Below are 16,246 nucleotides of genomic sequence, written 5' to 3' on the forward strand. Positions count from 1 at the left end.
GTTCCCATGTCACCGAGTCTTTGCGTCAGCTTTAACCCAAGAGAAGTTTTTCTTTTTTGTATTCTTCAGACAGCTACAGAAGTACGACGACTTTGTGAAATTAGCCATTGTTGCAATTTCGAGTCACTGTAGACTTCATCGGCAATAAAATGATCGCCTTCAGGTAGTACAGTAAAATCTACGGTTCCCCCGACACCACGTAAGCTATCGACAATAGACTGTGTATTTTCAACAGAGAGCTTTTCGTCTTTTGCGCCTTGGAATATTTGGATAGGAATGTTTTTTAGGGCAGCTAGTTGGCTTGCTTCTAATGTCGTAGGTACACGACCAGACACCGCTACCAAACCAGCGAAGCGAGTAGGATGAGAAGCAGCGATATGCCATGCCCCAGCTGTACCTAAGCTGAATCCAGATAAAATCACACGGGACGGATCTATGGGTTGGGAGGTAATGAGATTATCCAACAAAGCAATTACGTCAGATTCTCGATCTACCCAGGTTTGTCCTTCAGGAAGTTGGGGGGCTGCAAAGACATAAGGTAAGGGGCTGGATTCATCTACAAAACGAGGTAAACCCCATTTGAGTAGTACATTTATATCTGTACCGCGATCGCGTGCGCCATGCAAAAACAATACAAGAGGCGCGGGTTTTTTGGCATCATCAGAGACGCGGGATAATAAATAAGGGAATAAACCAGAACGGTGTTCGATAGCCATAGTTATAATTCCTCTGTATGTTTGGTGGTCAGATACCCGACTTCTTAAAGAAGTCGGGTATCTCGTAACATCTCAATACCTTGGCAAAGATTTAAGCTACTACAAGGTTCTTGTCTTCTTGGAGAGTAGGTACTTTCGATTCAACCGCCGTACCCTTGAAGAAGTCAGGGTTCGCTTGGGTATAGAACTTGTAAGGATTATTGAATACATAAGCCTTAAAGTCAGCTTCAGAAATCACACCTTCTTGTACCAAATCCCAGCTTTCCGCTAGTGGATCGGTCAAATCTGGTACATCCCAGTGACCAACATCTGAGGAATAAATGGCGTTGATTTTCACACCCAAGGGATTGGCTTTGTCGTTGAATGCTGCTGCAATGGTGCGATCGTCAGACTCGGAACCAAAGAAGAAACTGTTCACCCAGCGATCGCGGATGTCTTCAATTGTCTCAATCCCGGCTGCGGCAAAGTCTTCCAATTCACTACCAACGGGTGAACGGCTATGACGGTTGAAAGAAGAACCCAAGACACTCTTTTTCAGTTCCTCTTTACTCAGAGGATGTTCTTGCAGGAATTCGCTACCAAAACGCTCGAACAACACGAACAACTCGTCAGAATTGGCGTTATCTGGGTTGTAGTTTTGTAGTCCTTTTAGACTGCGCTTGGAGAAACGATCTACTAAATGAATGTAGACGTGTGCGCCCCAATCTGCACCGCCTTCAAGCATAGCTACACGCAACTCTGGGAAACGTTTGGTAACACCACCAAAGAACAGTGCTTTGGCAAATGCTTGTGAGCCATCGGCAAAGTGACCGATGTGGTTGTTCATGTAGTTACTGATGGAGGAGCGTCCAGTCCAACCTTGACTGCCGTAATGGGTAGTAATGGGTACACCTAATTCAACTGCTTTTGCCCAGAATGGATCGTAGTCATATTCACTATCCAATCCGTAAAAGTCAATGTAAGAAGCATACTTGGCGATTTCAGGGTATTGATCTGCTGGATATTTATCAGCGATCGCTTTAATTGGCCGTTTCACACCACCAGGAATATTTGCTACTTTTAGCCCTAGTGTTTTTACGGCGAACTCCAACTCCTCAACGGCTTCTTGAGGATTACCCATTGGGATACCAGCGACAGGTGTCAGGCGATCGCTATATTTCCGATATAAGTCAGCATGATAGTGATTAACTGCCCGTTGCAGTGCTTGACGGTTCTCTTTACTTGCTCCAGCTGGTGCAAGAACATTGTTAGGAAACAACACCGAATAATCTGATCCTTGCTCCGCTTGACGCTCATAGAAGAGTTCAGGAAGAGTGTAAGTAGCAAGATCCAAAGTATTGCGGGTTACTCTCGCCCACCAAGGCGATCGAATTGTGCGGTTGTACTGGCGTTCTTCTGGAGTTTGTTGATACCAGTCTTTACCATTGCTCTTGGAATTGAGACGAGAAGCTTCCGCCTTGCGTAATTCATCTACAAGTTTCGAGCCACCGTATTTAGCAATGTAATCCTCAAGCGCTGGAGTGAAATCATTGGTATGAACATCGGTGTCAATTATCGGATAATCAAGGTTTGCTTTGATTGCGGCGGAACGAGAAGTTTTTAATCTGCTATATTCAGTCATGTTTTTTTCCTTGAATAAATGACAGAAGTAGTGCTGAGAAATGAGTTATGAGTGCTGAGTACAACAAATACAGACGAGAGTTAGTTGATATTTATCGCGCACTGACTCACCACAAGAGCATCTACAGCACTCGAAACTCACTACTCTTTTTGCTTGTAGTAAGGACTTTAGTCCTAAGTTCACCTAGTGGTTCGCCAAGTTTCCTTGGCGGGGTAAAGGGCAAGGGGAAAGGGAAAATATGTTTATTCCTTTAACCTTTAACCTTTCCCCTTTTCCCAGCCCTCACCTAACAATTTTGGGTTGGCAGACTACTAGTGTCTGCAAGAGAGAACTAAAGTTCTTACTACGAACGAATCCTATTTATTTACGCCAAAACCAATCTCTCATTCGCTTGTTTGACAACGAATTGATTACCCGGACGACGCAGCCCTAAGTTTTCCCGCAAAGTACTACCTTCATATTCAGTACGGAACAGTCCGCGTTTCTGCAAGATGGGAACGACCAAGTTAACGAAGTCATCCAACCCTGTAGGCAAAATGGGCGGCATGATATTAAAACCATCTGCTGCACCGTTGTTGAACCATTCCTCTAGTTGATCGGCAATACTTTCAGGAGTACCAAGTATAGTGCGATGTCCTCGTGCAGTAGCCAGAGACAGATACAACTGACGCAGTGTGAGAGTCCCACGAGTAGCTAAATCCCTGACTAATTTCAGACGACTCTTATTATTGTTAGTATCACTGGGCAGTTCAGGAGCTACATCATCTAAAGAATATTTCGACAGATCCACACCCTTGTAATAGTTCTTTAAAATACCCCAAGCTACATCAGGATGAATCAACGATTGCAGAAATTCGTATTTCTCTTGAGCTTCTTCTTCAGTACGCCCAATAATGGGGAAAGCCCCAGGCATAATTTTCAGATCCTCTGGAGAACGCCCATATTGCGCCAATCGGCCTTTGACATCAGCATAAAATTCCTGGGCATCGGCTAGGGTTTGATTGGCAGTGAAGATTACCTCAGCAGTACGCGCAGCTAAGTCCCGTCCGGCTTCCGATGCTCCAGCTTGTACAATCACTGGGTAGCCTTGGGGCGGACGACCGACGTTCAAGGGGCCTTTGACAGAAAAATGTTTGCCCTTGTGGTTGAGTATGTGCAGTTTGTCCGGCTCGAAATAGATACCAGATTCTCTGTCACGAATGAAAGCATCATCTTCCCAACTATCCCACAGTCCTTTGACCACTTTCACAAACTCTTCTGCACGTTCATAACGCTGGCTATGTTCCGGGTGATGCTCAAGACCGAAATTTAGTGCAGCATTCTCGTTACCTGTGGTGACTACATTCCACCCCGCCCGGCCTTTACTCAAGTGATCCAAAGAAGCAAACTTTCGTGCCAGGGTGTAGGGTTCTTCGTAGGTAGTCGAGGCGGTGGAAATGAAGCCAATGTTTTGAGTTACAGAGGACAAGGCCGAAAAGAGTGTCACTGGCTCGAAATGGACAAGTTTACCATTGCGTTTTTGAGTTTCTGGTTCGCCACCCCAAACTCCTGGACTGTCCGCCAGAAAAACTGCATCGAACAAGCCACGTTGGGCAGTCTGGGTAATTTCTTTGTAATGCTCAAAATTGAATCCAGCGTCTATCTGTGCATCTGGATGTCGCCATGCAGAAACATGATGTCCAGTGGCTTGAATGAATGCACCTAAACGAAACTTGCGTGTTTTACTCATCTGCTTTTTTGTGTATAGCTAAATAGCATCCAAATTAATGCTTCCAAACGACTTCAATTGTTGCTGTGAGTTCTTCTGTAAAGTGTCCAGAAGGCTCAACTGCTAGTAATGCTTCTTTGATATCTGCTTCAAATTCTTCGGCTTTATCGCCATAGAAAATTTTCAAAGAGAAGGCTGTGGTGTATAAGTAGCCAAGATAGCTAGAGACTGTCCAAGATTTTTCAAATGGCACTTCATACACTTCTTGGCGAGCAAATTTTGAATTGGCAATTACAACTTCGTGGGGAGGATCAACTGATTTACGAATACCCTGTCCTCGTTGTCCAGTTCGCCGTTCTTCACCTAACCATTTTTTTACTACTTCTATGGCAGCCTGTTTCCAGGGTAGAGAACTTATCCAAGGATTATCACCTGTATTGAGCAGTGCGATCGCACCATCATCTGCCAACAATTCATAAAGGCGTTCTAGTACGAGTTCCCGTTCCATCCAGTGAAAGGCTCTGCCAATGGTAGCTAATTTAAATACCCCTAAACTAGGGTTAATCAGTTCTGCGCCTTGTTCTAGCCAAGTAATATTATTTGCCCCTACAACTGCTGCTTGCCGTTGCGCTTCCTTGAGCATTTCCGGATCGGGATCGATCGCAACTACGTCCTGAAATTTAGTGCTGAGGGGAATGGCAATTAAACCTGGCCCAGTACCCAAATCAAGCAGTCGTCCCTGACCATTAAGATGAAAAATTTCCGTTAGTTTGTCGAATACAGCCGATGGATATTTAGTTCTGTATTGAGCGTAAACCTCAGCAGCACCCTCAAATAATGTTGGGTCGTAGGTAGGAAGTGTTTTCAGTTGGGTCATAAGTTGGTTTTTTGGTGAATCAATTTCTATTCAGGGATTGGGGATTAGGCATTGGGAATATTATTCTGAATATTTCCCTAGTACCGCAAGGCGGAATTCGTAATGACGCTCCTGCGTCGCTAACGTAATTCGTAATTACAGCAGTTTGCAAGGGTTTCAGATATTTCAAATGGGTGGCTTATTTACGCCGTGCTGTACTAGTAGTCTGCCAAGGAAACTTTGCATGGTGGTTAGCAGAGGGGCAGAGGGGAAAGAACTTGGTATTTGCCTCTCCTCTGCTCCCCTGCTCCTCTGCCGACCTCCACCCAGCAATTTTGGGTTGGCGAACTACTAGTCTCTGTTGACAGAACAAATCTATAAAGGAGGACTTGTAGTATGAGAATGCTGAGGTTCTTACCAAGTTTGTTTGAACCACTTAGAACATTGATAGGGCGTTTCACTATTACTTGCATCAGGTACACGATTAAAACAATTCGCAATTATGTTTTGTAACGGGGATTTAACCCCGACACAAAACGTGCTGCCTATCTTGCTGGGGACTCAAACCCCCAAAGTTCGTTGAAATGCTGTAGTCTATTCTTTGCAAAATACTAAAACTTGATCGATTTGCCGTAGTTTGTGTATTTAACAGAGTTTTTCACACTTACGAGAAAAAGGCAAGTACTACTTAATACAAGTTTGCTAATATTTTTCTTTTTGAAAAATGTATCTTAAGATGCTTGTTTTTTTTATTTTTTTATGCAAATATCCAATGTGAACAGTAAAACCACTAAATTTCGATAAAGTTTTAGTGGTTTACTAAGAGCCACAAATTAGGCTAATTCAAATTCTTTCTTCTCAAGAGAGCATCCCACTTTTGCATCTCTTCCTTTGTGTGTAATCTGGATGTGAAAATCCTGTCGGGTGCTAGCAAGCAAAGATTTGTTAATTTTCTGTGCATAACCCAATAGCCGATGTTTAAAGTTTTGTGGAATTATGGGCTAGTTATCCCAGGTCTTTTTAATGTATTTTTAATCCTTTCTCCAGCCGCACTTGCTGCTGAAGCACCGGACTTATCCGAGCTAAAATCAGGGGTTGAGGAACTTTCGCCAAGTATTGCAACTCAGCCTGAATCGAATCAAACTGCCAACCCAGAAGTAACTGAAACGCCAGACTATTTACTATTCCAAGAACCAAGCCTACTTTCTCAGGAGACTTTCACAGAGCAAGATGACCCCCTAGCGCAAGTTAATTCTGTTTCTGAATTATCAGATGTTCAGCCTACAGATTGGGCATTTCAAGCATTGCAATCTTTAGTGGAACGCTATGGTGCGATCGCAGGTTATACAGATGGGACATTCAAAGGCGATCGCGCCCTGACACGCTATGAATTTGCGGCTGGTCTAAATACTGCTTTAGACCGAATCAATCAAATAATCGCCACTTCTACAGCCGACTTAGTTAAACAAGACGACTTAGACACAATCAAGAAGCTAAGAGAGGAATTTTCCACAGAATTGACTGCACTGCAAGGACGAGTTGATGCAGCAGAGGCAAAGCTAGGAGTCATCGAATCACAACAATTTTCACCTACAGTTAAACTCACAGGTCGAGTACAGTTTGTCCTTGGCTCACTTCTAGCCGGTAATAATGTTGTAACTGGAAGGCCAGCCCCCCGCGTAGTAACACTGCAAGATGCAGTAACTTTGCGATTGAATGCCAGCTTTACAGGTAAAGATTCACTAGGCATAACAATGGGGGGTGGAAGTATTGAATCATTGGGACAAACAAGAGCTGGATTATTAGGTACTTTTGATGGCAGAACGGCTGATAACGCTAATATTACAAGACCACGCAACGATTTTTCTCTTAGTGGTCTGCGTTATCGGTTTCCACTGGCTTCAAACACCCAACTCAACATTTATGCTTTATCCGATGGAGCTAATGAGCTAGGTTTTACTGTTCCGATTAACCCATACTTTGAAAGTAATTTAGCAACTGGTTCTAATGGGATTTCCCGATTCTCACGACGAGCTTTAGTCTATCAATATGGAGATAGTGGTGGCGGAATAGCGGTACTCCACAGATTAAATGAACAGTTCCAACTGGGAGTAGCTTATAGCGCACCTAACGCTAGTAACCCTGGAGACAACAATGGCTTCTTTACAGGCCGATATTTAGCTTTAGGACAGATACTATATACCAGTCCTCAGAAGAATTTTCGCGCGGCTCTAACTTACGTCAATACTTATAGTCCACCTAACGCCAGAGGTTTAAGTGGAACTAACTTTGGCCCAGCAGCAGGAAGTAACTTGGTCAATAGCACCGTAGCGGGAACGGGGACAGTTGCGAATCTTTATGGTGTACAAGCTTTCTATCAATTTAGTCCCAAGTTTGCTATCAATGGTTGGGTAAGTTATGGCGCACACCGCTATTTAGGGCGTGGCGATGGTAATGCTATGGATTGGGCGGTAGGACTGGCTTTCCCGGATCTTGGGAAGAAAGGAAGTTTAGGAGGATTGTTTGTGGGTATGGCACCAAAACTTACCCGTCTCAGCAGTAATGTAGACTTGGGGGCAGGCTTAGGACAAGCAGATAAAGATACTTCCTTGCATATTGAAGGATTCTATCAATATAAAATCACTGATAGGATTGACATTACGCCTGGTTTTATCTGGGTGACTGCACCAGATTCAAATGCCAATAATCCTGATAGTTTATTTGCATGGATTCGTACTGTCTACAGGTTTTAGGGATTATTAATAGATGTGGGGTTGGTTATTCTGTCGCTAACCCACCGTTATTTCAGGACTGATAGTCTATGACGCACTATCAGTCCTAAATCCCTACAAATTGGAGATTTTTTGAATTGGAAACCTCTTCGATATAGAAAATAGGTAGACTCGCTAATACTGGGTTCGTGCCAAAAGCTTAGTTGGGGTTGCTTTTTACATAATTTCGTGTAAGATTGTCTTTAATCTACGGTAATTCTCTCGATATATAGTAATTTAAAAAGAAATACTCAAACGGCAAGGTAATTTTTCGATTTTGTTCTCCTTTCTTTCCCTGTCTCAGTAAAACAAACATACATAACATCAAACCTATTCAGTCCTATTGACGAAATAGGCGTTAATGAGAACTTCATAAAACAACCAATTGGTAGCTTATGACTATTACTCTGAAAAAGACTAAAAGCAGCGAAAAATCCCTAGAAACCCTACTCAACAACAAATTCTCTGATAAAATCATCCCTTGGATAGTTCCTTTTACCGTACTCCTGCTCTGGGAAATTGCTTCCAGAACTGGTTTACTCTCCAGCAGAATTCTTCCAGCACCAAGTAGCGTAGTTTTTACAGCATTTAAGTTAGCCTCAACTGGAGAGCTTTTCCAACACATGGGAATCAGTGCTGCACGCGCTATATCTGGTTTTGTAGTTGGCGGCGGAATTGGCTTTATTTTAGGATTACTTACTGGGTTTTCTCGTATTGGAGAACAATTGTTAGATAGTTCCTTGCAAATGCTGCGTACTATTCCCAACTTGGCATTAATTCCCCTAGTAATTTTATGGTTTGGGATTGGTGATCAAGCTAGATTGTTTTTAGTTTCTATAGGTGTATTTTTCCCAATTTATCTTAATACCTATCATGGAATTCGTAGTGTAGATCCTGAACTTATTGAAATGGGCAGAGTTTATGGTTTAAAAACATCTCAACTCTTGTGGCAAATCGTTTTTCCAGGAGCTTTATCTTCGATTTTAATTGGTGTCAGATTTTCCTTGGGTATTATGTGGCTATCGTTGATTGTTGCTGAACAAATTGCAGCCGATTCCGGCATTGGTTATATGGCAATGAACGCCCGTGAGTTTATGCAAACGGATGTTGTGGTGTTAAGTATTGTTATCTATGCATTACTAGGTAAACTAGCAAACTCTATCGCTAAAGCTCTAGAAAACAAGTTTTTATCATGGAATCCTAATTACACATCTGCTGGGTAAAAAATCCAAATACTCAATAACTGAATCGCTCAATGATCTCTAAAAAAAGGAAAAATCAAAATGGTTTCAAATATACAAGGTTCACAACTTACAATTTTGGGTTTAAGCAAAGTTTTTGGAAATAAAACTGTCTTAAACTCATTAAATCTAGAAGTAGCACCAGGAGAGTTTATTGCTATTGTAGGGCGCAGTGGTTGCGGTAAAAGTACTTTACTACGCCTTGTATCAGGGTTAGATAAACCCACGACAGGCGGCATATTGCTAGATGGAGAACCGCTACGTAAGCTCAGTCATTCTGTAAGAGTGATGTTTCAAGACCCCCGCTTACTACCTTGGAAACGTGTAATAGATAATGTGGGTCTGGGTTTGCAAGAAAATTGGCGTGCAAAAGCTGCGTGGGTATTAGAACAAGTAGGACTCAAAGATAGAGCTGGTGAATGGCCTTACGTCTTATCTGGAGGGCAACGACAACGAGTAGCATTAGCCAGAGCCTTGGTGAGTCAACCACAACTATTACTACTTGATGAGCCTTTAGGAGCATTGGATGCGTTAACTCGCCTAGAAATGCAATATTTAATTGAAGATTTGTGGCAACAGAGAGGTTTTACGGCATTTTTAGTCACACATGATGTAGAAGAAGCTGTGGCGTTAGCAGACAGAGTGATAGTAATTGAAGAAGGACGAGTTGCGTTAGATTTACCTGTAAGATTGTCGCGTCCACGAGACAGAGCTAGTGAAGTATTTGTAAATATTAGGGAAGCAGTACTAGAACAAGTTATGAATAATGAAGGCACTCATGCACATCAATTATTGCAAATGAGTCATTAATACTCTACTTTTAAGTGGATATCTCAACAAAACCCCAACTACCAAGGGTGGTAATTGTGGTCAACAAGAGAGATATTCACTTAGTTTTTTGTACCATAACTAAGGATTTTTACTGAGTCGTTAGTTAATTTATGAGAAATTGATTTCTTCATGAGTACTTCGCTATTCAAATTCACAATCTCGACTTTTAGCTTTATAGAAATTGTTCATCTAGTGGTTGATATTTACTGTAAAGTAAGTTGATTAATAAAAACAAATATTATTTTTATTCAAATTGTTGAAGAAGAATTCAGAATTCAGAATTCAGAAGTCAGAATTCAGGAGTTAGAATAAATCTGTCGGTGATTCAGACCCGTTAACGCTACGCTATCCGCCAGTCATACAGAATTCATTCTGAATTCTGACTCCTGACTCCATTCAAATTCAACATTAGTGGAGAATCTTGGCAAGGCTAGGCTGAAAGTATCACGCTTGTCTCTGGGTACAATGATTTATAGCGTCAATGGCGAGAATAGGTGCTAGGAGAAGAGAGCAGTCTATTGCGGAGGTTTCCTCCATTGTAAAAACTGCGATCGCGTCTCCAATCTCCAAAGAAAAAGATGTTCTGGTACTCCTCCAGAGAAGCAAGGTAAGTGGAGTGTGCCAAAGGGAAGAGTATCTGAAGGGAGAACACAGAGGTAAAACCTAAATTAGTTAAATAGCATGATTTACTTTATTTTTAATTACGAATTACGTTAGCGCAGCGTTAGCGACGCAGGAGCGTCATTACGAATTACGAATTATTTTAATCTCTATTGGGCTGAGTAATTAAATCCAATTCTACATAAACTTGAGATATTAATTTTTTTATGTTTGGTAATTTTTTTACAAAAAAGATAGCTCCTATTAAACAACAAATACCACCGAAAAATAACGCATTATCAACTCCTATCTTACTTGCTAATCCTCCAAAAAATAAATTCCCAAAAGGTAATATTCCCAAAAAGCCTGTTGTAAATATACTTGTGACTCTACCCCTTTTAGTTTCATCCACCAAAATTAATTGCACAAAGTTACTAATAGCTGCCAAGGTAAGCGTATTCGTCATCCCGACAATGAAAATTAATACTAGGCAAGTCTGTAGATTATTAGAGCGAGAAAACAGTATTAAACCTAAACCTAAAACCATAGCAGAATACGCTATGACGTTTACTAATCCTGTGGCTTGTTTCCTTAAAATTAGATAAAGTCCAGCAATTATCGAACCCAGTGCGGAAGCAGTCATTAAAAATCCCATAGTTTCTGCATTACCATTTAATATTTCCCTGACGAAAACAGGTATGAGGTTAACGTGGGTCATTACCATGAAACAAATCAGAATTTGTAAGGTTAAAACATACCTAATGGGGAGAAAATTATAAGCAAAAGTAAAACCTTCTTTTAAATTTTGGAAAATGTTTGTGTTTTTTAGTAAATATTTATTAGAAACTGATTTAATTTGTACAGTTAATATAGCAAAAGCAAATGGTATATAGCTGATACTATCGACTAAAAAACATGAAGCTGCCCCAAATCTGGCAAGTAAGAATCCTCCTAGCATGGGACTGACAAACTTTGCTGTATTAATTAAGAATGAATGGATAGAAATGGCACTGTAAGTATCTGCTTTGTTATCCACCAATCTAGGAATAGTTACCAACCGTGCTGGCAGATCAAACGCTTTGACAGTTCCTTGCATAATACCGATGATGATAATCCACGTAACGGTAATATGACTGTTAATAGTGAGAATAGTAAGAGTAGAAGATAGTAAAATGGATACTAATTGAGTGGTTAATAATACATAACGTAAATTCCAGCGATCTAAATACACACCTACCAATGGCGTAATAATTAACCCCATAAATTGATTGGTGAATCCAACTATGCCAACTAACATGACTGAATTAGTGATTTGATAAACCATCCATACAAGAGCGATTTGAGTCATCCAAGAGCCAAAAAAAGATACACTCTCTCCAATTACGAAACAACAAACATTTGGAGATTTTAAAGCAGGTGGAATATCCCAAGAAGTAAACAATAGTTTGCTTACTTCAGAGCTTTTTTTATTACTTTTTTGCATCAATATTTTCCTTGAGGAGACTTGAGCCAATTTTTGGATGAAAAGTTCACTGACTTTGCTATTTTCTTCGCAATTATTCAGATAATTTAGAAATACTTAAATTTAGTTAAACATAAAGTTAGCAGACTTAATATATCCTGAGACGAATGGCACTAAAAAGAAAAGCCAAAAGGCTTGTGTAGCATCGTTCCCAGTCTTAAGACTGGGAATGTATTTTGAGAGGCTCCGCCTCCAGGCTGGGAACCAGTCTATGGTCAGAATACATTTAGTTTTGCTAAGAGTTAGTTTATCTTAAATTTTGAGTTACATATACTTTAGCTCCTAAGCACTTGTATTGTAGCTATGACTATGCAATAATATCAAGTAAATCTACGATAAATCGGTAGATAAATAGTATTTGTAGCTTTTGGCATAAGTACTGTACACACAGAGTAATCAGTGAGAACGCGAATACAGTAATACAACTCCAGTTGATATCGAGTTGAAAATTTTGATTTTTGCTTGGTTGTAAAGCTTGATTTTGCTCAAAGTTGACGGACATCTTAACTATGGAGACGTAATTATGACAATTGCACTTGAACGTCCTACTAAAAAATCTCGTTCAGCACAAATGAAGAATTTTAACCATTTCCATCAAAGTGATATATAGCAATCCGATAGCGAAGCGGTAGCGAGTCTTGTCTACGACACGCTACGCGAACGAGCGTCTTTGATTTCTGAATCACTCGTAGAGGTAAGGGACTGGGGATTAGGGACTGGGGACTGGAAAGAAGGAATAAAGGTGTACTGAGTTTTGTTCAAAAATCAAATATGAGTCCTATAGGAATCCGCTTTGATTTCTGAACGAATTTGCGTAGATAGGCAACGACGAACTTACGGTTTAAGAGCAATTACTCCAGAAATTATGGCGGGTCAACAGCAAATCGCGGATTTATTTACCCAAGAGAAAGTAATTCCTAAATCCATAGATGTAAAAGAAGCAATGCTGACACCTGAGCAATATGCAGCTATCACACCTAAAACCATGATTAGTCAGAAATAATTAGTAATTCATAATTACAATGTACAATCAACGCGCTGCTTTTACTGTTGTTTTGAATAATTAAAGGATTTTTATTTTATGGCAAAGACTTTTTCAACAATGCTACCTTTAGGTGTTTTAGCACCTGATTTTTATTTACCAGATGTAGTTTCGGGTAGAACGATTTCACTCTCTGATTTTGCTAGCGAAAAAGCCTTGCTAGTGATATTTTTGAGTCGCCATTGTCCATACGTACAGCACATCAAATTTGAATTAGCAAAACTGGGTCAGGACTATATACAAAATACAGATAGGAATCTGGGTATTGTGGCAATTAGTGCTAATGATATTACTACCCATCCTGACGATGCACCGGAATCTTTGAAAGCCTTTGCACAAGAGTTAGATTTAGCTTATCCACTCCTGTTTGATGAGACTCAGAAAACCGCGAAAAACTTTTTTGCTGCTTGTACTCCTGACTTTTTTCTCTTTGATGCTACTCGCAGACTGGTTTATCGGGGACAGCTAGATGATAGCCGCCCACAAAGCGAAATACCTGTGACTGGAAAAGACTTGCGGGCTGCAATTGAAACTGTCTTGAGAGGTCGGGCTGTGACTTGGGAACAAAAGCCTAGTATTGGTTGTAATATCAAGTGGAAGCCAGGGAATGAACCTGCTTATTATCAAAATCCGGCGTTAGCGTTCGCGTAGCGTTCCGCAGGAAAGCTCACCCTTGGTAAGCTAATCAGCATTTAACTTGCATTATCAGGGCGGGTAAGATGCTCACCCCACAAGACATTGGTAAAATTTTAATATGCAAATTAGATGTGTTTTAGCTTATCGCAGTTCGATAGAAACTAGGAAATAGGGGCTAGGGTTGATTCTATACCCAATGTCGCTGGAAATTACTTTTAATACGGAATGGTAGCAAAGGGTTGAGTTATGGCAGGGAAATTAGATAATAAAGTAGCAATTATTACAGGAGCTTCTGCGGGAATTGGCGAAGCTACGGCTATAGCCTTAGCCGCAGAAGGGGCAAAAGTGGTAATTGCAGCCAGAAGAGGCGATCGCTTGGAAGCATTATCCAAAAAAATTGCTACCAGTGGGGGAGAAGCATTACCTATTATTACTGATATCACCGACGAAACCCAAGCCAACAACCTAATTCACAAAGCCAACGCAGAGTTAGGGCGAGTGGATATTTTAGTTAATAACGCAGGTGTAGCCCTGACAGGTAATATTCATGGCGGTAATACTTCCGAGTGGCGACGGATGTTTGATGTCAATGTCTTCGGATTGCTTTATGCTACCCATGCAGTCTTACCAATTTTCAAAGCCCAAGGTAGCGGTCATATCGTTAATATCTCATCAGTAGCAGGCCGGATAGCCCGTGCAGGTGTGGGGATATACAACGCCACTAAATGGGGTGTGAATGCCATTTCCGAATCCCTACGGCAAGAAGTTTTACAAGATAACATCCGTGTCACTATTATTGAGCCTGGTTTGGTGGAGACAGAAATCAATAATCATGTCACCGATCCTGTAGCTAAAAAAAATGTTGAAGACCGGATCAAAGCAATTACACCACTACAAAGTGAGGATATTGCCAGAGCGATCGCTTATGCTGTAACTCAACCACCCCACGTTAATGTCAATGAAATTCTCATTCGACCAACTCAACAAGAACGGTAATGAAAGAAAATAGCATCATTACTGGTTTTCATGCTCATGTCTACTACGATACCAAGACTCGTGAGACTGCTGCCCGTATCCGAGAAGGATTAGGAGCTAGATTTGAAGTAAAACTTGGACGCTGGCACGATCAACCCATTGGCCCGCATCCACAAGCAATGTATCAAGTTGCCTTTTCACCAAACCAATTTACGCCAGTCGTCTCCTGGTTAATGCTCAACCGTGAAGGGTTAGATATTCTCGTCCACCCTGAGACGGGTGATGATGTCACAGATCATACAGCACATTCTTTATGGCTAGGAAATAAGCTAGATTTAAACGTCGATTTCCTACAACGCATCAAACCCCACGCCTCTTAAAAATCCTCTGCGTATCTCTGCGCTTTCCTTGGCGTACCAACCCTGCGGGAAGGCAAAGCGCCTATGCGTTTAAAAACCGCTAAAATTTTATGCGCTAATTCGTAATAGGCATACTTTTTCGGATCTTGCATTTGCGGCTTGTCTATGTGAATATTCTATCAGTAAAATACGGTAAATTGCCCAATTTATCGTAGTATTGTTATTGCTTGTAGTTTAATGTACGTATGCTTAGTAAGTATTTACCACATCGACTGATGAAGATTGTCAGCAGTTTTCTTCAGAATTATGAAATATCCAGAATTGGCACATTTGCCTTATTCTTTGCTGTCGGATTAAGTTTAACTCTTGTGATCTCGGCTTGTTCTCCCAACAACACAAGTAACTCCGCCGCAACGCAGACAGCAACTCAAGGTGTGGTAGTTCGTATCGGCTATCAAAAAGCGGCTACTATTCTCAACGCTCTCAAGAACCGAGGCAGTTTAGCGCAAACTTTAACTGCTGCTGGTGCTACAGTCACATGGGCGGAATTTCCCGCCGGCCCACCTATGCTAGAAGCCATGAATGTAGGTAGTATTGACTTTGGCTACACAGGAGAATCACCACCAATATTTGCCCAAGCCGCAGGTACTCCCTTGCTTTATGTTGCTTACGATCCTTGGAGTCCCAAAGCCGAAGCAATTGTTGTGCCGAAAAACTCGCCGATTAAAAGTGTTGCTGACCTTAAGGGGAAAAGAGTAGCCTTTGCTAAAGGGTCAAACACTAACTATCTTGTAGTCAAAGCTATAGAAGCTGCCGGATTAAACTATAGTGACATCCAACCAGCACATCTGACACCAGCAGATGCCCGTGCAGCCTTTGAAGGCGGTAACGTTGATGCTTGGGCAATTTGGGATCCTTACCTAGCAGCAGTTGAACACGATCTAGATGTCAGGATATTAACAGATGCGACAAATTTAGCACCAAATCGGGGTTACTATCTTGCTCGTCAAGAGTTTGTCAATTCTCACCCAGATTTGTTGAAAACCCTTTTAGATGAAATCAGCAAAACAGATAAATGGGCAGCAGATAATCCAGAGGAAGTTGCCAAGTTTCTAGAACCAGAATTAGGTATTAAAGCAGCAGCATTGGAAATTGCTGAAAAACGCCGGGAGTATGGCGTTTTACCGCTAACAGATGAAGTCATCACTCAGCAACAAAACATTGCTGACACTTTTCATAAAATTAAGCTAGTTCCCAAGCAAATCCAAGTCAAAGATATCGTTTGGAATGGTAATTCGTAATTCGTAATGACGCTCCTGCGTCGCTAACGCTGCGCTAACGTAATTCGTAATTTAGGAAGTCCCATCC

General features: G+C 41.3%; 13 protein-coding genes. 8 read left to right on the plus strand and 5 right to left on the minus strand.

The genetic code is table 11. The features are described 5' to 3' along the window. Nucleotides 1-65: 65 nt before the first annotated feature. The 4 genes from A4S05_RS05115 to A4S05_RS05130 form a co-directional block, all read right to left on the minus strand. The gene (locus tag A4S05_RS05115) at nucleotides 66-716 is read right to left on the minus strand and encodes a carboxylesterase family protein (protein WP_069068751.1); all 651 of its coding nucleotides are present in this window, start codon (nucleotides 714-716) and stop codon (nucleotides 66-68) included. Nucleotides 717-807: 91 nt separating this feature from the next. Continuing rightward, entirely contained in the window at nucleotides 808-2,337 is a 1,530-nt protein-coding gene (locus A4S05_RS05120) for an amidohydrolase family protein (protein ID WP_069068752.1), read from the minus strand. 364 nt (nucleotides 2,338-2,701) lie between these two features. After that, entirely contained in the window at nucleotides 2,702-4,066 is a 1,365-nt protein-coding gene (locus A4S05_RS05125) for an LLM class flavin-dependent oxidoreductase (RefSeq protein ID WP_069068753.1), read from the minus strand. A gap of 34 nt (nucleotides 4,067-4,100) precedes the next feature. Beyond that, nucleotides 4,101-4,922 (minus strand): class I SAM-dependent methyltransferase, encoded by an 822-nt coding sequence (locus A4S05_RS05130; RefSeq protein ID WP_069068754.1) that lies wholly within the window; start codon nucleotides 4,920-4,922, stop codon nucleotides 4,101-4,103. A gap of 953 nt (nucleotides 4,923-5,875) precedes the next feature. Here A4S05_RS05130 and A4S05_RS05135 point away from each other — a divergent pair. The 3 genes from A4S05_RS05135 (at nucleotide 5,876) to A4S05_RS05145 (ending at nucleotide 9,723) form a co-directional block, all read left to right on the plus strand. Then, nucleotides 5,876-7,654, plus strand: a complete 1,779-nt coding sequence (locus tag A4S05_RS05135) for an iron uptake porin (protein WP_069068755.1) — start codon at nucleotides 5,876-5,878, stop codon at nucleotides 7,652-7,654. 413 nt (nucleotides 7,655-8,067) lie between these two features. Next, on the plus strand, nucleotides 8,068-8,895 hold the full coding sequence (locus tag A4S05_RS05140; RefSeq protein WP_069068756.1) for an ABC transporter permease subunit: 828 nt from the start codon (nucleotides 8,068-8,070) through the stop codon (nucleotides 8,893-8,895). A 60-nt stretch (nucleotides 8,896-8,955) separates the two neighbouring features. Next, nucleotides 8,956-9,723, plus strand: coding sequence for an ATP-binding cassette domain-containing protein (locus tag A4S05_RS05145; protein ID WP_069068757.1), 768 nt, complete (start codon nucleotides 8,956-8,958; stop codon nucleotides 9,721-9,723). A gap of 784 nt (nucleotides 9,724-10,507) precedes the next feature. Here A4S05_RS05145 and A4S05_RS05155 read toward each other — a convergent pair. Next, on the minus strand, nucleotides 10,508-11,827 hold the full coding sequence (locus A4S05_RS05155) for an MFS transporter (RefSeq protein ID WP_084226984.1): 1,320 nt from the start codon (nucleotides 11,825-11,827) through the stop codon (nucleotides 10,508-10,510). A gap of 832 nt (nucleotides 11,828-12,659) precedes the next feature. Between A4S05_RS05155 and A4S05_RS05160 the strand changes: the two genes are divergently transcribed. The 5 genes from A4S05_RS05160 to A4S05_RS05180 all read left to right on the plus strand — a co-directional run bounded on the left by A4S05_RS05160 (nucleotide 12,660) and on the right by A4S05_RS05180 (nucleotide 16,179). After that, nucleotides 12,660-12,869: a hypothetical protein gene (locus A4S05_RS05160; RefSeq protein WP_069068759.1), complete on the plus strand. Its 210-nt coding sequence runs from the start codon at nucleotides 12,660-12,662 to the stop codon at nucleotides 12,867-12,869. 78 nt (nucleotides 12,870-12,947) lie between these two features. Next, on the plus strand, nucleotides 12,948-13,559 hold the full coding sequence (locus A4S05_RS05165; RefSeq protein ID WP_069068760.1) for a thioredoxin family protein: 612 nt from the start codon (nucleotides 12,948-12,950) through the stop codon (nucleotides 13,557-13,559). A gap of 231 nt (nucleotides 13,560-13,790) precedes the next feature. Further along, on the plus strand, nucleotides 13,791-14,540 hold the full coding sequence (locus A4S05_RS05170) for an SDR family NAD(P)-dependent oxidoreductase (RefSeq protein WP_069068761.1): 750 nt from the start codon (nucleotides 13,791-13,793) through the stop codon (nucleotides 14,538-14,540). Then, nucleotides 14,540-14,899, plus strand: coding sequence for a DOPA 4,5-dioxygenase family protein (locus tag A4S05_RS05175; protein ID WP_069068762.1), 360 nt, complete (start codon nucleotides 14,540-14,542; stop codon nucleotides 14,897-14,899). Before A4S05_RS05170 ends, A4S05_RS05175 begins: the two co-directional genes overlap by 1 nt. Before the next feature lie 224 nt (nucleotides 14,900-15,123). Continuing rightward, nucleotides 15,124-16,179 (plus strand): sulfonate ABC transporter substrate-binding protein, encoded by a 1,056-nt coding sequence (locus tag A4S05_RS05180; protein ID WP_069068763.1) that lies wholly within the window; start codon nucleotides 15,124-15,126, stop codon nucleotides 16,177-16,179. Nucleotides 16,180-16,246: the final 67 nt, after the last annotated feature.

The sequence above is a fragment of the Nostoc sp. KVJ20 genome, from assembly GCF_001712795.1.
Lineage (GTDB): Bacteria > Cyanobacteriota > Cyanobacteriia > Cyanobacteriales > Nostocaceae > Nostoc.